Source organism: Paenibacillus sp. J5C2022, assembly GCF_025567625.1.
Lineage (GTDB): Bacteria > Bacillota > Bacilli > Paenibacillales > Paenibacillaceae > Pristimantibacillus.
Genome location: NZ_JAOQJC010000029.1, coordinates 23,948 through 44,885, shown reverse-complemented (window position 1 = coordinate 44,885; position 20,938 = coordinate 23,948). Strand labels below are relative to the sequence as shown.

Sequence of the window (20,938 nt, the reverse complement as noted above, 5' to 3'; positions counted from 1 at the left end):
AGTCTGGCTGTTTCGCTAGAAGCTAGATGCCTTCTTTAAAATTATGAGTCGCTTCCTTAATGAGCGCCTCTCCTCCCATTTTGCGCCACTCAGTTACGTATTGATCGAAGTAATCGACAGGCTCTTCGCCCATAATTATTTTTGTTGCCGCTTGAATGAACAGCGAATTCGGAGCGCCGAAGTCGCCTACTTCCGGCAATGGAGAGCGCGGTGTCGTCATGTTCATCAACTGGGGATCGAATCCATCGGTTGCCGCCACGCTATAGAAGCGGTCGAGCACTTCAACGGCTTCCTGCCCCAGAGATAACGCCGCGTAGTCTTTGTTCCAGCTAGCTACATTGAACGAGAGGTTGCGCCAGCCCAATGTCTTGTCGTCCGTATCCTGCTGCTTGTTGTAGAAAATATTGCCGTCCTGTTCGGTATGAGTCACCCCGGGCACACCGAAATAGATGAATTTATTCCCTGCTTCTGTCACCAGGAAGTTGAACAACCGAATAATGGCTTCCGGATTTTCGGCTTGTTTGCTAATATTCACCACACCGTTAAATGGTGTGCGCTGGAAGCCGGCTTGTTCGACACCTGCGGCTTTTGGCGTATTGAAAGTTGTCACCTTTGGCGTTTGATCCGGGATCGATTGATTTAAGCGATTTTGCCAATCCCAGGCCAAGTTGGCGGCATGAGTCCAGACGGCCGTCTGACCGCTTTGAATTTTTTGCTCCCACGTATTGCGGTTGTTGATCATGAACTCCGGATCAAGAAGCTTCTCCTCGTTCATCTGACGAAGATAGGCCAGCGCTTCCTTCATGCGCGGATGAATCGTATACGGAATCACTTCTTGGGATGCTTCCATCCACTCCCCGCCCCAGACGGATACCCCCCACATGCCGATAATATTATCGAACCAGGCGAAGTTCTCGCGCGCGCTGTACGGATAGACATCCGGTGAGCCTTGCTTGATGGCGCGGAACATGTCCAGCAGATCGTCCGGCGTGGCGGGAGTCTTCGTGTAGCCCCCTTTATCCAGTAGATCCTGACGGACGAACAGCACGCGCTGAGTCAGCGTATTGCCTTCCAGCAAGCGGGGAATGCCCAATATTCGGCCATTGCGCGTGACAGAATCCCATGCCGCCTGAGGAATCACTTTCAGCAGGTCTTGACCATGCTCCTGAAGCAAATCGTTAAGCGGCAGCAGCTGATCATTATAATACAGCTCGCGATGGAGTCCGCCATCCAGGATGACATCGGGAATTTGTCCGGAGGCAATCCGCAGCTTCACCTGATCGGTCATCGCCGTATGCGGGAAGAATACCAGATCCAGATCGGTATTGGTCTGCTCCGCCAGATAACGGATAGTTGGAACGTCCATGGATGCTCCGCTTGGTATTTGGGCGTTATTGTCCGACAAGTAAATCTCGATGTGCGCCGGCTCTTCTGTTTTCTGTTCGTCCCCCGGAATGGCGGTAGCGGCAGCGGTTGCAGCAGCTGTCGGTTCTTGTTTGACACTGCTGCCGTTATTGTTGCTGCAGCCTGCCATGACCATAGCCAGCAGCAGCAACAACATTGCGCTCTGTTTCAACGGTGCTTTCATTGATAATACCCTCCTTAGTAGGTCTGTAAGTTGCTTGACATGCTTACTTCTATATGAAGCCATACGGCGTCATATCTGTACGTGGAAGGGATCGCTAGCCCTTCAGGGAACCGATCATGGCTCCTTTCACGAAGTGCTTCTGGAAGAAAGGATAGAGTACGACGATCGGAGCAGTGGCAAGGACGATCGTCGCCATCTCCAGCGCTTTCGGTACGAGAGAGAGCGATACGTCCGAGATGGGCGACATCCCGATATCGCTCATAGAGCCTGCCATCATATAATAGATGTACAGCTGCAAGGTCTGAAGGGAACGATCGGTAATATACATGAGCGGTCCCATATAGCTGTTCCAGTGGCCGACGGCATAGAATAAGATAAGCGTCATCATAATCGGCTTGGACAGCGGCAACGCGATCTGGAAGACGATGCGGTAATCATTCATGCCGTCTATCTTGGCCGCTTCGAACAACTCCTCCGGCAAGCCCCGGAAAAAGGTTGTGCACAATATCATATTAAAGGCACTAATGGCGCTCGGAATGATCAGCGCCCACATCGTATTAAGCAGGTGCAGCTCTTTGATCAGCATAAATACGGGAATGATCGGCGCTTGGAAGATCATCGTCACCAGAATAAAGAGCATTATCCCTTTTCTGCCGCGCAGATTCGCCTTGGATAACGGATAAGAGCCCATGACCGTCAATAATATGTTGAGCAAAGTGCCGATCGCCGTCACCTTGACCGTCATCCATACTGCCCGCCAGAAGTCCGCATTGGCAGCGACCGTATTCACATGTTCCATCGTAGGTTCAACCGGCCACAAAAACACGTGGTTATGGATGATCGCATTAGGAGAACTGAAGGAACCCGCGACGACATGAAGAATAGGGAGCAAGGACAGCAGCCCCAGCAAGGCCAGCAAAGTATAGTTGGAAGCATCGAATATACGCTCTCCTATTGATTTGCGAATAACCATTGTAGACCTCCATTATTGCGCTAGTATAAGGACTCGCCTGTAGCAGCCTTACTGGCTGCATTGGCCCCCAGCAGCAGAATAAAGCCGATGACGGATTTGAACAAGCCGATTGCGGTTGTGAAGCTGTACTGTCCTCCGATAATACCTGATTTGTAGGCGTAGGTGTCCAATACCTCTCCTACCTCAGTCGTTGTGGGCGTCAGGAATATAAAGATTTGCTCGAAGCCGACGTCCATAATGTTGCCAATTTTCAATAACAGCAAGATCATAATGGCCGGCAGCAGTCCCGGAAGCGTGACATGTAAGAACTGCTTCCAACGGTTGGCGCCGTCTATTGTAGCCGCCTCGTACAGGCTTGGATTAATGCCTGACAGCGCCGCCAGGAAGATGATCGCGCTCCAGCCCATCTCCTTCCAGATCCCTGCACTGACCACGACCGTCCGGAAATAATCAGCGACTCCCAGTATGGAGACAGCGTCCTGCTCCAAGAGCTTCAGCATGGCGGTTGCCAATCCCGATTCCGTGGAGAACAGCATGAAGGCGAGTCCGTACACGAGCGTCCATGACAGAAAATGCGGCAAATAGAGTACCGTTTGAATCGTTCGTTTATACGTCATCATCCGTATTTCATTAAGCAAGCACGCGAGAATAATCGGGGCCGGAAAAGCAAAGACGATCTGATAGAGGCTGATAATGAGCGTATTCCAGATGATCTTCCCGTAATACGGATTGGAGAACATCAGCTCGAACCAGTACAAGCCCACCCACTTGCTTTTCAAAAGTCCATTAAAAATGTTGTATTCCTGAAACGCTATGACACTGCCGAGCAAGGGCAAGTATTTAAAGATCAGGAAGTACATAACTACAGGGATCAGCATGATGTATAAAGCATGATTTTTACGAACGAATTTCCAGAACGATTCTTGATGGATTGTTCGCTGCCGCAGAGGCCCTTTCTTCGCAAATTCCATTTGGTGAATACCCTCTCCTTTCTCTTACTTCACATTATAGAGATTGTCGGCAGCAACACTTATAGGTGAAATTCAGCGCTTATCGGGGCAATCTTCCGATTAACGCAGAAGAAGCCTCTGACCGATGGGCCAGAGACTTCTTGCAACAAACTCGATTAACCGACTATGCGGCGTTTATATTCAAGCGGCGACAGCCCGTAGTGCTTTTTGAAGAGCTTATTGAAGTGATTTACATCCTCATACCCGACGGCATGGGCAATCTCGTACACCTTCTGAGAGGATTCCAGCAGCAGGGAGCAGGCATGTTTCATACGCTCCTTCACAATGTAGGTCCAGATGGTCATGCCGGTCTCTTGCTTGAACATCGTGCACATATATGTTTTATTAAGCGAGACTTGATCGGCCAGCTCCTGCAGCTGCAGTTGATCGCATAAGCGATCTGCGATGTACAGACGTATGCAGTCGATAACCGGCTCTTGAGGCGGCACATGCTCCGACTTGAGCTGGCGCAGCAGCTCATACCCGCATTGTTCCAACTGATGGATGGCAAGCAGACGATAGTAAGAACGCGCTTCCGATCGTCTCAGAATCGGCCGATTCCAGCCGTCGAACAGGGGGGCGGCGGGGGGCTGCATATCCGGAGAGAGCTCCAGCTCATCCTGCAGATTTCGCATCCACAGCATAGACAGGAAGGGCATCAGCTCAAGCTGATTAGCCGCGCACTGCTCGATGGAGTCCAGTGTGTCCATGAGCAATAGCGGCAACGCCAGTCCGTTCAGCGTTTTCAACGCATGACTCCATTGCTCCACTAACGCGCGATGTTTGGGCAGATGCTGTACAAGCATCGCGGAGGCTTGATGTACGCGATGAGCCGCAAGCGCTTCTACAGCGTTCGAGATACTGTCATGAAATATCTGCTCGTCGATGGGCTTTAGAATATAATCCAATGCATGGAGCTGAATGCTCTTCTTGGCATAAAGAAAATCGTCGTAACTGGAAATGATCAAGGATTTCATAGAGGGATGAGATTGATTGATGTTGCCGATAAGCTCTAAGCCATCCATCAGCGGCATATTAATATCGGTAATGCACAGATCCGCAACATGCTCCTCCAGCCACTTTAACGCGCGAGCTCCATTCGGGACGGCGGCTGCAGCCACAACCGGCGCATCGGCTTGCTCGACGGCAAGCGAGACGCTTTGCCGGATAATCGGCGCATCATCTACGATAAGTACGCGATACATTAACTTCCTCCTTGTGGAATAAACGGGAATGAAATCGTAAATTGTGCGCCGCCTTGTTCCGATCGTCCCGCTTCCAGTCTGGTCTGATCTGATCCATAGAAGCTTTTTAAGCGGAATAGGACATTAAGAAGTCCTACATTTTTATTTAACTTCGTAAAATCCTCACCGCGGACAGGAGCAGATAACTGCTCTCGAATTTTCTCCAGCGAAACGTCCGAGAACCCCAGACCGTTATCGGAGATGCGGATATACACCTGCTTGCCGTATTCGCTCTCCTTCATCCAGCCGCGAATCTCGATATGAATGCCTTCCTCGCTGCATGTATAGCCGTGCTTGAAGCTGTTCTCAGCCAGCGGCTGCAGCAACACCTTCATGCATTGCGCTTGTTCAATAGCGGGATCGATCGCAATGCAGTATGACATTGCATCCTGATATACCCGCTTCATAATGGCGAGATAGTGCTGCAGATACCGCATCTCTTCCCGTATCGTGACGACGGTATCCTGGAAGTTGGAGGTATAGCGCAGCAGATTGGACAGGGAAACTGCCGTCTGCCGAATTTCCTGATGCCCGGCCAAGTGAGCCATGGAATTGATCGCTTCCAGCGCATTGTAATAGAAATGCGAATGAATCTGCACCTGCATGGCCGACATGACGGCGCGCTGCTGAACGACTCTCGTATCGGTTAATTCCGATACGACCTCATCCATTCGTGATAGCAGGTGATTATACGCCGCAGCGATCTCCGCAACCTCATCTGTTCCATGAATATCGACGGGACTATTGAGATTGCCCGTTATCGTCCGTTTAATCGTATGGCGGAGCTGCTTTAATCGCTTGGTAATGGAGCTTGCGGCAATCCCTATCAGTATAACGGCGACAAGCAATCCGCAAGTCGTCATCAGGATCGTCCAATTCCTCACCTTGGCAATGCTCCGAGTCAGCTCATTGTTCGGAACGGTGACCACCACCTTCCAATCCAACGACGGAATCGGGAGAAAGATCACCCATTCGTCCCCTGACTGATCGTAGAAATATCCGTCATCCTGCTCGCGTATCGGATGCCAGGATTTCTTGATCTCGGTATGCATCAGCCCCATATCCGGAGCGGTCACAATATGCGAATCATTGACAATCATCGCATAGCTCCCGGGACTTAATTGGATTTCATTGAGCAAATCCTGTATGTACTGGAGAGATAAGTCCATGGCCGCAACGATTCGTTCCTGACCAATGTGCTGAACGGTGACATAACGTAAGATTGGTGTCGTAATGGGATGAGAGCGTTCATCCCGGTAATCCTCGCTTAAGAACACCATCCTTTGAATACCCGTACGTCCATTGTCCCACTTCTCGAGCTGTTCCGACAGCTGATACCGGGTTTGCAGATGCAGATGGCGTACAGCATCGCTTCGATAGACGAATTGTTCGCCATGCTCAGAGTAGAGCATAACAGTCAACGCTTCATGGTGGTAGGTCACATAAGGGATAATATAGCTCTCCTGCATGTTTACAAATTGATCCATCTTGCGGTAATACGAATTCGCTTGCGCCCAGTACTTCAGATCATCGCTAACCAGCAACGTTTCAAAAAAATGCTCGCTATCTTGAAAATAGCGGGAGATATGGAGATTGGCTTGCTTCATAATCTGGACGCTGAAGTTTTCCAAATCCCTCTTCATGGCACGGGAGCTCCCTACGTAGTTAAAGCTGCCAATGGAGGCAATGACAACGATTACAATTAAGGAAAGCAGCAAAATAAGCTTCCACTTTAGCGAACTTGCAATGATTTTCAACAAAAAATCACCAGCTTCGTCAGGCAATATAGGTAGATTTATCTATTATATCACTTCACAAATCCGTTCTTACAGGAGATTGTTTGGGTGATTGCAGGTTAATATTTGGTTTGTGCGGATATTCTATGCGATTATGAAGAAAGTCGGAAATGCAGACATTGCTTCAGATTTCTTCAGCAGCGTTCTTCTTCATGTCCGCTCTATTTTGTCGTAATTTTAAAAAAACACATGCTTCCCGAGAAACCTGGCTTTGTGAAAAACCTTTGCTCCCATTTGAAAAATTAAAAGTGATTATGTAGCTGATATGGAACCTCGTGATATATACTATTCAATCGCTTTATCTGCGTATCCAATTTGATTATTCGCTGGTGGTAAAGAGCCAGTAAACTTCATGGCACCTTCACCGCTTCTCTTTTCTTCACATCAATTTTTATTTTTTTCGTCAGGAAAGGAAAATTGGGAGGTCGTGAGTACTATATAAATATCTTCCTCTGATGTCTTTTCTAATTTAATCCAATTATTATTCTTCTCTACGAACAGTACAACAATATCTTTCACAGGCAAGTCTAATGGAATACGTATTTCTTCATCCGTTGAAGTACTTCTAAGATATAGACGAGCATAACTATTCTTTTGAAATAAATTAATTAGCTCGATTTGATATTCATACATATTATCCGTTGTAATTTGTAATGAATCAGTTGTAACATTCTCATCTAACCATCCACTAGTGTCTACGTACTTAAACAATGTTGGACTTAAGGACAGCATACATAAAATTACTATAGAAACAGCAATAATATACCATGGAGATGGAGGAATCCATCCTTTGAAAAGTAAAACTATTGATAAAGTAATTAACAATATCGATGGTATTCCAAAATAGACAAAAATGACGGTTGATACTAAATCCATTCCTAGTTGAAAGTTTGCTGTAGATCCTAGAATAAACCATGCAACAGCCGCTGAACTCAATAAAATTACAATCATCCATACTATTCTTAAAAGTATGTGCATTGTCCCTCCTTGCTTTCATCTGTAAGATGTATTTCATCTTGAATCGAATCAGTCATCATTCCATTAGTATCTCTATTATTCGTCCAATTAGATAGTATTCCTTCCCTTTTCTTCCACTGAGAAAAACTCCTAGCGGCGTCCATGACTGCTCACTTCCGGCTCGCATGCTCCTTTACGACGCTCCGTTGTAGGAGATGCTGGGGTGCGGTCGCACGGGATTTCCACACTTTAGTGTTGGCTGCATACACTGCAGACGCGCTCGCACATGTCTATCCATTATCTTAGGGGATTCATTTCGAATTATATTAATTCTATTTTTATAAAAAAACACCCCCTCTCACTATGTGAAACCTACTGCTTAGTGAGAGGGGGTGTTCCAAAATAAAAACGAGCTAAACTGGCGACAATGCCACCAGTGCTACTTATACAAGCGCCTTCGCCGCGATATCCGTGCGGTTCTGCTTGCCCTCGAACTGAATGACGCTGACCGCTTCGTAAGCGCGGGCGCGCGCTTCCGCGATATCGCGGCCGAGGCCGACGATGCCAAGGACGCGGCCGCCGTTCGTGACGATGTCGCCGTCCTTCTCCGCCGTACCGGCGTGAAAGACGAGCGCGCCCTGCGCTTCCGCCTCTGCAAGGCCGGTAATGACGCGGCCCTTCGGATATGAGCCAGGGTAGCCCTCGGACGCCGCTACTACGCACACAGCAGCCTCGTCGCTCCACTGGATGTCCAGGTCGGCCAGTCTGCCGTTCATGGCCGCCAGCACGATATCGACGAGATCTGTCTTCAAGCGCGGCAAGACGACCTGCGTCTCCGGATCGCCCATACGGGCGTTGAATTCAATCGTCTTCGGCCCGTCCTTCGTAATCATCAGTCCCGCGAACAGCACGCCGCGGAATGGACGGCCTTCGCTGACCATTGCCTTCGCCGTCGGAATGATGATATTCTGAATCGCATCATCGATAATCGACTGCTCAATATGCGGCAGCGGCGTGTATGTACCCATGCCGCCTGTATTCGGTCCCTTGTCGCCATCGAATACTGGCTTATGATCCTGTGCCGGAACCATCGGCTTCACAGTCTCGCCGTCGACGAACGCCAGAATGGACATCTCCTGTCCTTCCAGGAATTCTTCGATAACGACTTGATTACCCGCTTCGCCGAACACCTTGTCCACCATGATGGAACGAAGAGCCGCCTCCGCTTCCTCTATCGTTGCCGCAACCGTTACGCCCTTGCCTGCTGCAAGACCGTCGGCTTTGATAACGATCGGTGCGGATTGCTCGCGCAGATATGCAGATGCTTCCTCGTAGCCCGTGAACGTTTCGTATTTTGCCGTCGGGATATTGTACTTCTTCAGCAAGTCCTTCATGAAGATCTTGCTTCCCTCAATCTCCGCTGCAAGCTTGTTCGGCCCGAATGCCGGTATGCCCGCCGCTTCGAATGCATCCACGATGCCGTCGGCCAACGGATCGTCCGGTCCTACGAATACGAGATCGATGGAAGAATCCTTCGCGAAGCTCGTCAGCTCGTCGAACTGGTTCACCGCAATCGGCACGCACTCCGCAATACTGGCAATCCCTGCGTTGCCCGGCGCGCAGAACAGCTCCTTCACCTTCTCGCTCTTCTTCAGCGCCCATACGATCGCATGCTCGCGCCCGCCGCTTCCGATAACCAATATACGCATGTTGCAAGCCCCCTTAATATAATATGACCCCGCCCCTTACCGTCGGCCGGATGCAGCCAATGGCAAGAGGCGAGCCCTCAGACATTTTAATGTTTAAAATGACGTACGCCTGTGAACACCATCGCGATATTATGCGCATTCGCCGCCGCAATGGATTCCTCATCCTTGATGGAGCCGCCCGGCTGAATGATCGCGGTAATGCCCGCCTTCGCCGCCAGTTCTACCGTATCGCCCATCGGGAAGAACGCATCGGATGCCAGCGCTGCTCCCGCCGCCTTCTCGCCCGCTTGCTCGATCGCAATGCGCGCTGCGCCGACGCGGTTCATCTGGCCAGCGCCTACGCCTACCGTCATGTCGTCCTTCGCCAGCAGGATCGCATTGGACTTCACATGCTTCACGACCTTCCAGCCGAACAGCAACTGCTTCACCTCTTCTTCCGTCGGCTTGCGATCTGTAACGACCTGCAGATCAGTCTCGTTCAAGCTGTGCACATCGCTCTGCTGCACCAGCATGCCGCCGTCTACAGAAGTAACCAGCCATTCCGGCTTGCGCTCGGCTGCTGCTGACAGCTCGCCCAGCTTCATGAGACGGATGTTTTTCTTCTTCATCAGAATGTCCAGCGCCTCCGGCGTGAAGTCAGGAGCAATGACGATCTCCAGGAAAATGCTGCCCAGCAGCTCGGCTGTATCCGCGCCAATCGTACGATTAGCCGCGATAATGCCGCCGAAGATGGACGTAGGGTCCGCTTCGTATGCTTTCTGATACGCCTCATGGATTGTCGCTCCGATGCCTACGCCGCAAGGGTTCATATGCTTCACTGCGACGACAGCCGGCTCGTCGAATTCCTTCACAATCGCCAGCGCCGCATTGGCGTCGTTGATGTTGTTATAGGACAGCTCCTTGCCGTGCAACTGCTCCGCCGTCGTCACATTGCCGGTAGCGGCCAGCGGCTTCTTGTAGAACGCCGCCTGCTGATGCGGGTTCTCTCCGTAGCGAAGATCTTGCACCTTCTCGTAAGTGACAGTGTAGGATTCCGGCAGAGGCTCGCCGTTCAGCTTGGACAGATAGTCGGAGATCAGCGCATCGTATGCGCCGGTATGACGGAACACTTTCGCCGCAAGGCGCTTGCGCGTCTCTAACGTCGTGTCTCCTCCGACCTTCATCTCCTCGACAACTGCGCCGTAATCTCCGGCGTCTACGACAACCGTAACGAAAGCATGGTTCTTCGCCGCGGAGCGAAGCATCGTTGGTCCGCCGATATCGATATTTTCGATCGCGTCCTCATACGTCACATCCGGCTTCGCAATCGTCTCTTTGAACGGATACAGGTTGACGACGACCAGATCGATGTAATCCAGCCCCAGCTCCTGCATCGCCTTCTGATGCTCTTCATTGTCACGTACCGCCAGCAGGCCGCTATGCACAGCGGGATGCAGCGTCTTCACGCGTCCGTCCATAATCTCGGGGAAGCCCGTCACATCGGAGATGCCGGTAACCGGCACGCCTTCCTTCTGCAGCAGATTGAAGGTACCTCCCGTTGAAATGATTTGCACGCCCTGATTCGCCAACTCTTTCGCAAATTCCACAATGCCCGTCTTGTCCGATACGCTAATTAACGCTCTGCGAATAGCCATACCTTCGTCCTCCTTTATTAACTGAACCTATATTTATTCTAAAAGTCACATAGAAAGTCACATAGAACCGCCAAGCGTGCCTCGTCCCGCCTCAAGCAGCCGACTATCGCTCATTTTGCTCACATAGCACCAGAAACACGCTGATTTGTGCGCGCTATCGCTCATTATGGTCACATAGAACCACCAAGCGTGCCTCGACCCGCCTCAAGCAGCCGACTATCGCTCATTTTGCTCACATAGACACCGGAAACGAGTCGATTTGTGCGCGCTATCGCTCAATATGGTCACATAGAACCGTCAAGCGTGCCTCGTCCCGCCTCAAGCAGCCGACTATCGCTCATTTTGCTCACATAGCACCAGAAACGAGTCGATTTGTGGGCGCTATCGCTCATTATGGTCACATAGAACCGCCAAGCCTGCCTCGTCCCGCTCAAGCAGCCGACTATCGCTCATTTTGCTCACATAGCACCAGAAACGAGTCGATTTGTGGGCGCTATCGCTCATTATGGTCACATAGAACCACCAAACCTGCCTCGTCCCGCCTCAAGCAGCCGACTATCGCTCATTTTGCTCACATAGCACCAGAAACGAGTCGATTTGCGGGCGCTATCGCTCAATATGGTCACATAGAACCGCCAAGCGTGCCTCGTCCCGCCTCAAGCAGCCGACTATCGCTCATTTTGCTCACATAGCACCAGAAACGAGTCGATTTGCGGGCGCTATCGCTCATTATGGTCACATAGAACCACCAAGCCTGCCTCGTCCCGCTCAAGCAGCCGCCTATCGCTCATTTTGCTCACATAGCACCAGAAACGAGTCGATTTGTGGGCGCTATCGCTCATTATGGTCACATAGAACCGTCAAGCGTGCCTCGGCCCGTCTCAGCATCATTCCCCAATCCGCACATGACGACCGTCCAACTTCACTCGTCCGTGCGCGATATGCTGGATGACGCCGGGCAGCAGCCGCTGCTCAACCGCATGAATGCGCTCCGCCAGCGACTCCGGCGAATCGCCCTCCAGCACCTCGACAACCTGCTGCGCAATGATGGGACCGCTGTCCAGTCCGCCATCGACGAAGTGAACCGTCGCTCCCGTCACCTTCACGCCATACTGCAGCGCCTGCCCGATCCCGTCCACGCCGGGGAAGGCCGGCAGCAGCGACGGATGGATGTTGATCATCCGACCGTAGTATGGCTCCACCAGCACCGAGGTGATGATGCGCATATAGCCCGCCAGCACGATCAGCTCTACGCCGCGGCGCTCCAGCTCGGCGATAATCTCTCCCTCGTAGGCTTCGCGGGAAGGATAATCCTTCGGCTTGAAGACGAAGGCCTCCACTCCGGCCCGCTTCGCCCGCTCGACCACCGGCGCCGACGGCCGGTCACAAACAAGAAGCTCGATGGACACATCGAGCTTCCCCTCCCGCACGGCATCGGCAATCGCCTGGAAGTTCGTCCCCTGACCCGATGCGAATACCGCGATTCGAAGCTGAGACATTAGACTTCCGCTCCCGTGAACGTCACGGCCCGGCTTCCCTCTGTCACCGTGCCGATGCGGTACGCCTGCTCGCCGAGACCGCTCAGCACCTGCAGAGCATCTTCCGCTTGATCGGCAGGCACGACGACGACGAGGCCGATGCCCATATTGAATGTTGTGAACATATCGCGATTCGTGATCTCGCCCTTGCGCTGCATCAGCTCGAAGATCGGAAGAATCGGCCATGCGCCGTACTGGATGTCCACATTAACGCCATCCGGCAGCACGCGCGGAATATTCTCGATGAAGCCGCCGCCCGTAATATGCGCCATGCCCTTCACCTGAACGGATTCGATCAGCTTCAGCGCTTGCTTCACATAGAGACGGGTTGGCTCCAGCAAGACGTCGCCAAGCTTCGCTCCGCCGAGCTCCTCCATCTCCTGATCCAGCGAGTAGCCGGCTTCTTCCAGCAGAAGTCGACGTACGAGCGAGAAGCCGTTGCTGTGAATGCCGCTGGAGGCAAGACCGATGACGGCGTCTCCAGGCGCAATCGTGGAGCCGTCGATCATTTTCTTCTTGTCGACAATACCTACGGTGAAGCCCGCAATATCGTACTCCTCCTCCGAATACATGCCCGGCATCTCTGCCGTCTCTCCGCCGATCAGGGCGCAGCCGGACTGCACGCAGCCTTCGGAGATTCCCTTCACAATCGCCTCGATCTTCTCCGGCACCACCTTGCCGCATGCCAGATAGTCAAGGAAGAAGAGCGGCTCCGCTCCCTGCACGATAATGTCATTCACGCACATTGCCACTGCATCGATCCCGATCGTGTCATGCTTATCCATGGCGAAAGCAAGCTTCAGCTTCGTGCCGACGCCGTCCGTGCCGGATACGAGCACAGGCTCCTCATATTTATCCTTGTCCAGGCCGAACAAGCCGCCGAAGCCGCCAAGCTCAGTCAGCACCTCGGGACGGAACGTCCGCTTCACATGCTTCTTCATCCGTTCGACCGCTTCATTGCCTGCGGCAATGTCGACGCCCGCTTTTTTGTACGCTTCTGACAATTTGGTCAACTCCTTTATATCTTCTGGTTACTTGGAACCACGATCCACTTAACAGCTGCAGCTCTTATCCGATTCCTCGTTCACAGGCGTCGGATAATCGTTGTCGAAGCAGGCGAGGCACATGCCGCGATTATACGCGCCATCGTTGCCCCCTACGGAATCCACGAACCCTTCATCGCTTAGAAAAGACAAGGAATCCGCATTGATCTCCAGCCGAATCTCTTCCACCGTGCGGTATGAAGCGATCAGCTCCTTGCGGTCCGGCGTATCGATGCCGTAGAAGCAAGGGTTTTTGAAAGGCGGCGAAGTAATCCGCACATGCACCTCCGTCGCACCCGCTTCACGCAGCAGATTGACGATCCGACGCGATGTCGTGCCCCTGACGATGGAATCGTCGATCATGACGACGCGCTTGCCCTCCACAACCTTGCGGACCGCCGACAGCTTCATCTTCACGCCCTTCTCCCGCAGTTCCTGGGAAGGCTGGATGAACGTCCGTCCGGTGTACTTATTCTTGATCAGGCCAAGCTCATAAGGAATGCCCGTCTGCTCGGCATAGCCGATTGCCGCGGAGATGCTGGAGTCCGGCACGCCCGTTACGACATCCGCGTCCACGAACCCTTCGCCTGCGAGCTGCCGGCCCATCCGCTTGCGCGCGGAGTGAATATTGATGCCGTTAATGTCGCTGTCAGGCCTTGCAAAATAGATATATTCCATCGCGCAAGTCGCTCTGCGCTGCACTTCCGAATAACGCTCCTCGCGAAGGCCGTTCTCGTCCAGAATAAGCAGCTCGCCCGGCTGCACGTCGCGCACATATTCCGCGCCGATGGATTCGAAGGCGCAGGACTCGGACGAGAATACATAACCCTTGCCCAACCGTCCCATGACAAGCGGACGCAAGCCGTGCGGATCGGAAGCGACCAGCAGCTTGTCGTTCGTCATGATCAGGAAGGCGAAGCCGCCGACGAGCCGCTGCAGCGCTTCCTTCGCCGCCGTCTCGAAGTCCTTCGGCGAACGCGCGATCAGATGCGCGATAACCTCGGTATCGCTGGACGTCTGGAAGATGGAGCCGCTCAGCTCCAACTCGCGGCGAATCGCCGGCGCATTGACGATATTGCCGTTCGTCGCTACGCCCAGATCACCGTCGCGATAGCGGAAGATCAGCGGCTGGGCGTTGCCCAGATGGCTCTCGCCGGATGTGGAATAACGCACATGTCCGATCGCTCGGTCCCCCTGCAGGCTATCCAGGCTGTCCTTGTCGAACACTTCCTTCACGAGCCCCATGCCGCGATGGTAGCTGAACTTGTTGCCGTTCGCGGAATCCACCGTGCAGATGCCCGCGCTCTCCTCCCCGCGGTGCTGCAGTGCATGAAGGCCGTAATAAGAGAGACCGGCGGCGTCAGGGTGTCCGAACACCCCGAACACGCCGCATTCCTCCCGCAATTTATCGAAAATATCGTCGCGCCCTATGCCCTCATTGTAATGAGAGCCTGTCCACAGCAAGGGCTGCTTTACTTCATCAGACATGGAATCGCATCCTTCCAGACCTTCTCCAGATGTTGGACCGGCGCATGGATGCCGGCTTTGCCGTTGACGTTAATGGTCAGGCTGCTTCCCGTTACCGTTCCGACCTTCGCGTGAGCGATGCCTTGCTCCGTCAGCCAAGCCGCCAGCGCATCCACTTGCTCCGGCTTCGCAGACAGCAGAATGCGCGACTGCGATTCGCTGAACAGCAGATGGTCAGGACGCAGGTCCGAAGTCAGGGATACGTCAGCGCCCTTGCCGCCGCTAATGCAAGACTCCGCCAGTGCGACGGCGATGCCGCCTTCCGACAGATCGTGCGCGGATGCGACCAGCCCCTTCTGAATCGCGCCAAGCACCGCTCCTTGTACCCGCTTCTCCACTTCGAGATCGATAACGGGAGGACGGCCGGATGCCGCTCCGTTCATCACATACTGCAGCTCGCTTCCGCCGAATTCCGCCTTCGTCTCCCCGATCAGGATGATGACGTCGCCTTCGGACTTGAAGCCTTGCGTCATAATATGGTCCGTGTCGTGCACGAGTCCCACCATGCCGATAACCGGCGTCGGGTAGATCGCGCCCTTCGCATTCTCGTTGTACAGACTGACGTTGCCGCCGATAACCGGCGTATCCAGCTTCACGCATGCCTCGGACATGCCTTCAGCAGACTTCTCCAGCTGCCAGAATACATCCGGCTTCTCCGGGCTGCCGAAGTTCAGGTTGTCCGTAATCGCCAGCGGCTCTGCGCCGGAGCAGACGATGTTGCGCGCCGCTTCCGCCACCGCAATGCGGCCGCCCATCTCTGGGTCCAGGTACACGTAGCGCCCGTTGCAGTCCGTCGTCATTGCCAGCCCTTTGCGCGTACCGTCGATCGTGACGACTGCGGCATCGGAGCCCGGACGAACAGCTGTATTGGTGCGAACCATGTAATCGTACTGATTGTATACCCACTCTTTGCTCGCCACAGTCGGCGAAGCAAGCACTTTCTCCAACGTGCCGTTCAGATCAGTGATCTCGGCGAAGCCAGCTGTGTCTACAGCGGCGTTGTCCCGATAATATTGCGGCTCCGCGGACGGCTGATTGTACACCGGGCACTCGTCGACGAGCGCTCTCACCGGCATATCCGCCACCTGCTCGCCTTGATGGAACAAGCGAAGACGGCCGTCGTCCGTCACCTTGCCCACTTTCGCACAGATGATGCCCCACCGATCAAAAATCTCCATAGCCTGCTCTTCATGCTGCGGCTCGATGACGAACAGCATCCGCTCCTGCGACTCCGACAGCATCATTTCGTACGGCGTCATGCCCGTCTCGCGCTGCGGCACCTCGTCCAGATACAGTTCCAGACCGTTGCCCGCCTTGGACGCCATCTCCGCACTGGAGCAAGTCAGACCCGCTGCGCCCATATCCTGAATGCCGAGCACGATGCCGGAATTGATTAGCTCCAGCGTCGCTTCCATAACCAGCTTCTCCATGAACGGATCGCCGACTTGCACCGCGGTACGCTTCTCTTCGGATTCCTCGGACAGCTCTACCGATGCGAACGTCGCGCCGTGAATGCCGTCGCGGCCAGTGGCCGGGCCGACATAGAATACCGGGTTGCCGACGCCTTTGGCTACGCCGCGCTGAATTTTATCATGATCGATTAGGCCGACGCACATTGCGTTGACGAGTGGATTGCCCTCGTAGCTCTCATCGAACATGACCTCGCCCGCTACTGTCGGAATGCCGATGCAGTTGCCGTAGCCGGCGATGCCGCTGACGACATTTTCGAACAGATACTTGACGCGCTCATTGTTCAGATTGCCGAAGCGCAAGCTGTTCAGCAGGGCAACCGGACGTGCGCCCATGGAGAAAATGTCGCGAATGATGCCGCCAACGCCAGTCGCTGCGCCTTGGTAAGGCTCAACCGCAGAAGGGTGGTTATGCGACTCGATCTTGAATACAACCGCTTGATTGTCGCCGATATCCACGATGCCTGCGCCTTCGCCAGGCCCCATCAATACACGCGGTCCGCTAATCGGGAACTTCTTCAGAATAGGCTTGGAGTTCTTGTACGCGCAGTGCTCGGACCACATAACGCTGAATACGCCGATCTCCGTATAGTTGGGCTTGCGGCCCAGAAAGCCGCAGATCAAATCATATTCACTATCGGACACGCCGAATTGCGTATAGATCTTCTGGTCGGCAATCTGCTCTGCCGTCGGTTCCTTAGCTGTTAATTGCTGCGCCATGTTGTTCCCTCCATGCATTCAGAATCGATGTGAACATCCGCTTGCCGTCTTCCGAGCCGAGCAATTGGCTTACTGCGCGCTCCGGATGCGGCATCATGCCGACGACGTTGCCGGCCTTGTTGGAGATGCCCGCAATGTTGTCCACGGAACCGTTCGGATTCGTGTCACCCGCGTAGCGGAATACGATCTGGTTATTTTCTTTCAAATCCGCGAGAGTCGCCTCATCGCAATAGTAGTTGCCTTCGCCGTGGGCGATTGGTATATCGATAATCTCGCCTTGCGAGTATTGGTTCGTGAACGGGGTATTGTTGTTCACCACTTCAAGCGGCGTACCGTGGCAGCGGAACTTCAGTCCCGTATTTCGAATCAGCGCGCCCGGCAGCAATCCCGCCTCCGTCAGAATTTGGAACCCGTTGCAGATGCCGAGAATATATTTGCCTTGCTCTGCAGCCTTCTTCACTTCGTTCATTACATCCGTGAATCGAGCGATGGCGCCGCAGCGCAAGTAGTCGCCGTAAGAGAAGCCGCCCGGCACCAGGATGGCGTCGTAAGCGGACAAGTCCGTCGCGGTGTGCCATACGTAATCGACTTGTTGCCCGACTGTGGACTCTACCGCCTTGTAGCAGTCGATGTCGCAGTTGGAGCCTGGAAATACAAGTACCGCAAACTTCATCGCCTTAACCCTCCAGTTCGAATCGATAGTCTTCTACGACGGTGTTCGCCAGCAGCTTCTCGCACATTTCCTTCAGCTTCGCTTCCGCTTCCGCGCGGTCGTTCGTATCCAGCTCAACCTCCAGGTATTTGCCGATGCGCACCTTGGATACTTCGTTGAAGCCCATCGAGTGAAGCGCGCCTTGCACTGCAGTTCCTTGCGGGTCCAATACGTTTTCCTTAATCGTGACGTAGACGGTTGCCTTCATAATAGCCTCCTGAATATGGTTGTATTATTTGAAAGTATTGAGTTACTTTGAACGACTTGCTCTCCAGTGTATGCGGCATACACTAAGCTGGCTCGTTCGAACCTTTTGGGCGCTCCAGTGTATGCGGCATACATTAAGTTCGCTCGTCCGCACCTTTTTGGCGCTTCAGTGTATGCGGCATACACTAAGCTGGCTCGTCCGCACCTTTTCGGCGATCCAGTGTATGCGGCATACACTAAGTTCGCTCGTCCGCACCTTTTCGGCGCTCCAGTGTATGCGGCATACACTAAGCTGGCTCGTTCGAACCTTTTGGGCGCTCCAGTGTATGCGGCATACACTAAGCTGGCTCGTCCGCACCTTTTTGGCGCTTCAGTGTATGCGGCATACACTAAGCTGGCTCGTCCGCACCTTTTCGGCGCTCCAGTGTATGCGGCATACACTAAGCTGGCTCGTCCGCACCTTTTCGGCGCTCCAGTGTAGCCACTTTCCAAGATCTAGACTAGGTTTCATGCCTGCTCCTGCAGCAACCAGCCAACTCTGCCCAGCCGCTTGCCGCCAGCGAGCAGCCTAGCAGATTGAGCACACTATCGCTACTTCAGCTCGGAACCGCTCAAGCGGCGATAAATCTCGCGGTAGCGCGCAGATGTCGCTGTGACGACCGCCTCCGGCAGCGGGTCCGGCATGCTGTTGCGGTCCCAGTCGGTGCCCAGCAAGTAAGTGCGCACAGGCTCCTTGTCCATGCTGTCGATCTCCACATCCAGCTCATAATTGCCTTCCGACCAGAATCGCGAGGAATCCGGTGTGAAGATCTCGTCGATCAGAATCACCTTGCCATCGATCAGCCCGAACTCGAACTTGCAATCCGCAAGAATGATGCCGCGCTCCTTGCAGTAGCCGTGCGCGTATCGGTACAGCTCCAGGCTGCGGTCACGCAGCTCCGCCGCCAGCTCCGCGCCGACCAGCTCTTCCATCCGCTCGTACGGGATGTCCTCGTCGTGGCCGATATCGTTCTTCGCGGCCGGAGTGAAGATCGGTTCCGGGAACTGTTCGTTCTTGCGCATTCCCTCTGGCAGCGCAATGCCGTTGATGGCGCTCGACTGCACATATTGCCGCCAGCCGCCGCCGGTAATGTAGCCGCGCACGACGCACTCGATGTCGATGCGCTCCGCCTTGCGCGTCACCATCACTCGATTTTTCAGCAGCTCCGGCTCCGTCACCAGATCGCCCAGCTTCTCCACGTCGGTATGCACGACATGATTGGGGAGCATCTCCTCCGTCTGACTGAACCAGAATGCCGACAAGGAATTCAGCACATTGCCCTTGTCCGGCACGGCAGGCTCCAATACATAATCGAACGCCGAGATGCGGTCCGTGACAACAATCAGGTAATGCTCACCAAGATCGTACAGCTCGCGAACCTTTCCCTTATACACCAGCGGCGCCTTCACATAATCAACAGCAGTGGATATCGCCTGCGGTTGCACTGTCATGAGCACTCTTCCCCCTTAATCAATTCAAGCCCAAACGTTTGAAAATCGTATCCACATTCTTCAGATGCCAAGCCGGATTGAAGCAATCCTCAATCTCTTCCACAGAGAGCACCTCTGTAATTGCCGTTGTTTCTTCTATAATAGAGCGGAACTGGCGCTGCTCCTCCCACGCTTGCATCGCGCGCGGCTGTACCGTGTCGTACGCCTGCTCGCGGCTGAAGCCCTTGTCGATCAGCTTCGTCATAACGCGTCCAGAGAACGGTACGCCGTAAGTGGCGCTCATGTTGCGCTTCATATTGTCAGGGAATACGGTCAAATTCTGAATAATGTTGCCCAGACGGTTCAACATATAGTTAAGCAGCATTGTCGAATCCGGCAGGATGACGCGTTCCGCCGACGAATGGCTAATGTCGCGCTCATGCCACAGCGGTACATTCTCGTAAGCCGTCAGCATGTGGCCGCGGATGACGCGGGACAGACCGGACATATTCTCGCAGCCGATCGGATTGCGCTTGTGCGGCATCGCCGACGAGCCCTTCTGGCCCTTCGCGAACGGCTCCTCCACCTCGCGGAACTCGCTCTTCTGCAGAGCGCGAATCTCCGTTGCGAACTTGTCCATCGACGTCGCGATCAATGCCAGTGTCGCCATATATTCTGCATGACGGTCGCGTTGCAGCGTCTGCGTCGAGATCGGTGCAGCCGTAATGCCCAGCTTGTTGCAGACGAATTCTTCCACGAATGGGTCGATATTCGCATAGGTGCCGACGGCTCCGGACATTTTGCCGAACTCTACGCCCTTCGATGCATGCTGGAACCGTTCCAGATTGCGCTTCATCTCTTCGTACCAGAGCGCCATCTTCAAGCCGAACGTCGTCGGCTCGGCATGCACGCCATGCGTCCGTCCCATCATCGGCGTATCCTTATACGCAATCGCCTTCTCGCGCAGAATACCGATGAACCGTTCGATGTCCTTCAGCAGGATCTCGTTCGCCTGGCGAAGCAGATATCCCATCGCCGTATCGACCACATCGGTCGAAGTAAGGCCGTAGTGCACCCATTTTCGCTCCGGTCCAAGCGTCTCCGATACGGCGCGCGTGAACGCAATGACATCATGGCGCGTCTCCTGCTCGATCTCGTAGATGCGCTCAATATCGAAGCTGGCAGACTTGCGCAGAGCGACTGTGTCCTCCTTCGGAATAACCCCCAGCTCGGCCCACGCCTCGCACGCGCACAGTTCCACTTCCAGCCAAGCTTTAAATTTGTTTTCCTCCGTCCAAATCGCTCTCATTTCCGGTCTGCTGTAACGATCCAACATATCCC

The 20,938-nt window shown here is 53.8% G+C and carries 16 protein-coding genes; all 16 read right to left on the bottom strand.

Going from position 1 to position 20,938, the window contains the following annotated elements:
• Positions 1 to 22: 22 nt before the first annotated feature.
• Positions 23 to 1,588 (bottom strand): extracellular solute-binding protein, encoded by a 1,566-nt coding sequence (locus M6D81_RS21270; protein WP_262679045.1) that lies wholly within the window; start codon positions 1,586 to 1,588, stop codon positions 23 to 25.
• Between the two features lie 94 nt (positions 1,589 to 1,682).
• On the bottom strand, positions 1,683 to 2,561 hold the full coding sequence (locus M6D81_RS21265) for a carbohydrate ABC transporter permease (protein ID WP_262679044.1): 879 nt from the start codon (positions 2,559 to 2,561) through the stop codon (positions 1,683 to 1,685).
• A 20-nt stretch (positions 2,562 to 2,581) separates the two neighbouring features.
• A complete protein-coding gene (locus M6D81_RS21260) occupies positions 2,582 to 3,532 on the bottom strand; it encodes an ABC transporter permease (protein WP_262679043.1) in 951 nt (316 codons plus the stop codon).
• 155 nt (positions 3,533 to 3,687) lie between these two features.
• On the bottom strand, positions 3,688 to 4,776 hold the full coding sequence (locus tag M6D81_RS21255; protein WP_262679042.1) for a response regulator transcription factor: 1,089 nt from the start codon (positions 4,774 to 4,776) through the stop codon (positions 3,688 to 3,690).
• Positions 4,776 to 6,458, bottom strand: coding sequence for a sensor histidine kinase (locus M6D81_RS21250; protein ID WP_262679041.1), 1,683 nt, complete (start codon positions 6,456 to 6,458; stop codon positions 4,776 to 4,778). The genes M6D81_RS21255 and M6D81_RS21250 overlap by 1 nt, the downstream gene beginning before the upstream one ends.
• A 537-nt stretch (positions 6,459 to 6,995) precedes the next feature.
• On the bottom strand, positions 6,996 to 7,589 hold the full coding sequence (locus tag M6D81_RS21245) for a hypothetical protein (RefSeq protein ID WP_262679040.1): 594 nt from the start codon (positions 7,587 to 7,589) through the stop codon (positions 6,996 to 6,998).
• Between the two features lie 422 nt (positions 7,590 to 8,011).
• A complete protein-coding gene (purD, locus tag M6D81_RS21240; protein ID WP_262679039.1) occupies positions 8,012 to 9,277 on the bottom strand; it encodes a phosphoribosylamine--glycine ligase in 1,266 nt (421 codons plus the stop codon).
• Positions 9,278 to 9,363: 86 nt separating this feature from the next.
• The gene (purH, locus tag M6D81_RS21235; RefSeq protein ID WP_262679038.1) at positions 9,364 to 10,911 is read right to left on the bottom strand and encodes a bifunctional phosphoribosylaminoimidazolecarboxamide formyltransferase/IMP cyclohydrolase; all 1,548 of its coding nucleotides are present in this window, start codon (positions 10,909 to 10,911) and stop codon (positions 9,364 to 9,366) included.
• A gap of 887 nt (positions 10,912 to 11,798) precedes the next feature.
• Entirely contained in the window at positions 11,799 to 12,410 is a 612-nt protein-coding gene (gene purN, locus M6D81_RS21230; RefSeq protein ID WP_262679037.1) for a phosphoribosylglycinamide formyltransferase, read from the bottom strand.
• Positions 12,410 to 13,453 carry a phosphoribosylformylglycinamidine cyclo-ligase gene (gene purM / locus M6D81_RS21225; RefSeq protein WP_262679036.1) on the bottom strand — a complete coding sequence of 348 codons (1,044 nt, stop codon included), beginning with the start codon at positions 13,451 to 13,453 and terminating at the stop codon, positions 12,410 to 12,412. Before purM ends, purN begins: the two co-directional genes overlap by 1 nt.
• 48 nt (positions 13,454 to 13,501) lie before the next feature.
• Complete coding sequence (gene purF / locus M6D81_RS21220; RefSeq protein WP_262679034.1) at positions 13,502 to 14,980, bottom strand: amidophosphoribosyltransferase; 1,479 nt, start codon at positions 14,978 to 14,980, stop codon at positions 13,502 to 13,504.
• Positions 14,965 to 17,208 carry a phosphoribosylformylglycinamidine synthase subunit PurL gene (gene purL, locus M6D81_RS21215; RefSeq protein ID WP_262679033.1) on the bottom strand — a complete coding sequence of 748 codons (2,244 nt, stop codon included), beginning with the start codon at positions 17,206 to 17,208 and terminating at the stop codon, positions 14,965 to 14,967. Before purL ends, purF begins: the two co-directional genes overlap by 16 nt.
• Positions 17,186 to 17,881 carry a phosphoribosylformylglycinamidine synthase subunit PurQ gene (gene purQ / locus M6D81_RS21210; protein ID WP_262679032.1) on the bottom strand — a complete coding sequence of 232 codons (696 nt, stop codon included), beginning with the start codon at positions 17,879 to 17,881 and terminating at the stop codon, positions 17,186 to 17,188. The genes purL and purQ overlap by 23 nt, the downstream gene beginning before the upstream one ends.
• Positions 17,882 to 17,885: 4 nt before the next feature.
• Positions 17,886 to 18,131, bottom strand: coding sequence for a phosphoribosylformylglycinamidine synthase subunit PurS (purS, locus tag M6D81_RS21205; RefSeq protein ID WP_262679082.1), 246 nt, complete (start codon positions 18,129 to 18,131; stop codon positions 17,886 to 17,888).
• Between the two features lie 587 nt (positions 18,132 to 18,718).
• Entirely contained in the window at positions 18,719 to 19,618 is a 900-nt protein-coding gene (locus M6D81_RS21200) for a phosphoribosylaminoimidazolesuccinocarboxamide synthase (RefSeq protein ID WP_262679030.1), read from the bottom strand.
• 19 nt (positions 19,619 to 19,637) lie between these two features.
• Positions 19,638 to 20,933, bottom strand: a complete 1,296-nt coding sequence (gene purB, locus M6D81_RS21195; protein WP_262679029.1) for an adenylosuccinate lyase — start codon at positions 20,931 to 20,933, stop codon at positions 19,638 to 19,640.
• Positions 20,934 to 20,938 lie beyond the last annotated feature (5 nt).

Coding starts and splice junctions, on each gene's coding strand:
- M6D81_RS21270 (WP_262679045.1), bottom strand. CDS start 1,588: ATGAAAGCACCGTTGAAACAGAGCGCAATGTTGTTGCTGCTGCTGGCT.
- M6D81_RS21265 (WP_262679044.1), bottom strand. CDS start 2,561: ATGGTTATTCGCAAATCAATAGGAGAGCGTATATTCGATGCTTCCAAC.
- M6D81_RS21260 (WP_262679043.1), bottom strand. CDS start 3,532: ATGGAATTTGCGAAGAAAGGGCCTCTGCGGCAGCGAACAATCCATCAA.
- M6D81_RS21255 (WP_262679042.1), bottom strand. CDS start 4,776: ATGTATCGCGTACTTATCGTAGATGATGCGCCGATTATCCGGCAAAGC.
- M6D81_RS21250 (WP_262679041.1), bottom strand. CDS start 6,458: ATGAAGAGGGATTTGGAAAACTTCAGCGTCCAGATTATGAAGCAAGCC.
- M6D81_RS21245 (WP_262679040.1), bottom strand. CDS start 7,589: ATGCACATACTTTTAAGAATAGTATGGATGATTGTAATTTTATTGAGT.
- purD (WP_262679039.1), bottom strand. CDS start 9,277: ATGCGTATATTGGTTATCGGAAGCGGCGGGCGCGAGCATGCGATCGTA.
- purH (WP_262679038.1), bottom strand. CDS start 10,911: ATGGCTATTCGCAGAGCGTTAATTAGCGTATCGGACAAGACGGGCATT.
- purN (WP_262679037.1), bottom strand. CDS start 12,410: ATGTCTCAGCTTCGAATCGCGGTATTCGCATCGGGTCAGGGGACGAAC.
- purF (WP_262679034.1), bottom strand. CDS start 14,980: ATGTCTGATGAAGTAAAGCAGCCCTTGCTGTGGACAGGCTCTCATTAC.
- purL (WP_262679033.1), bottom strand. CDS start 17,208: ATGGCGCAGCAATTAACAGCTAAGGAACCGACGGCAGAGCAGATTGCC.
- purQ (WP_262679032.1), bottom strand. CDS start 17,881: ATGAAGTTTGCGGTACTTGTATTTCCAGGCTCCAACTGCGACATCGAC.
- M6D81_RS21200 (WP_262679030.1), bottom strand. CDS start 19,618: ATGACAGTGCAACCGCAGGCGATATCCACTGCTGTTGATTATGTGAAG.
- purB (WP_262679029.1), bottom strand. CDS start 20,933: ATGTTGGATCGTTACAGCAGACCGGAAATGAGAGCGATTTGGACGGAG.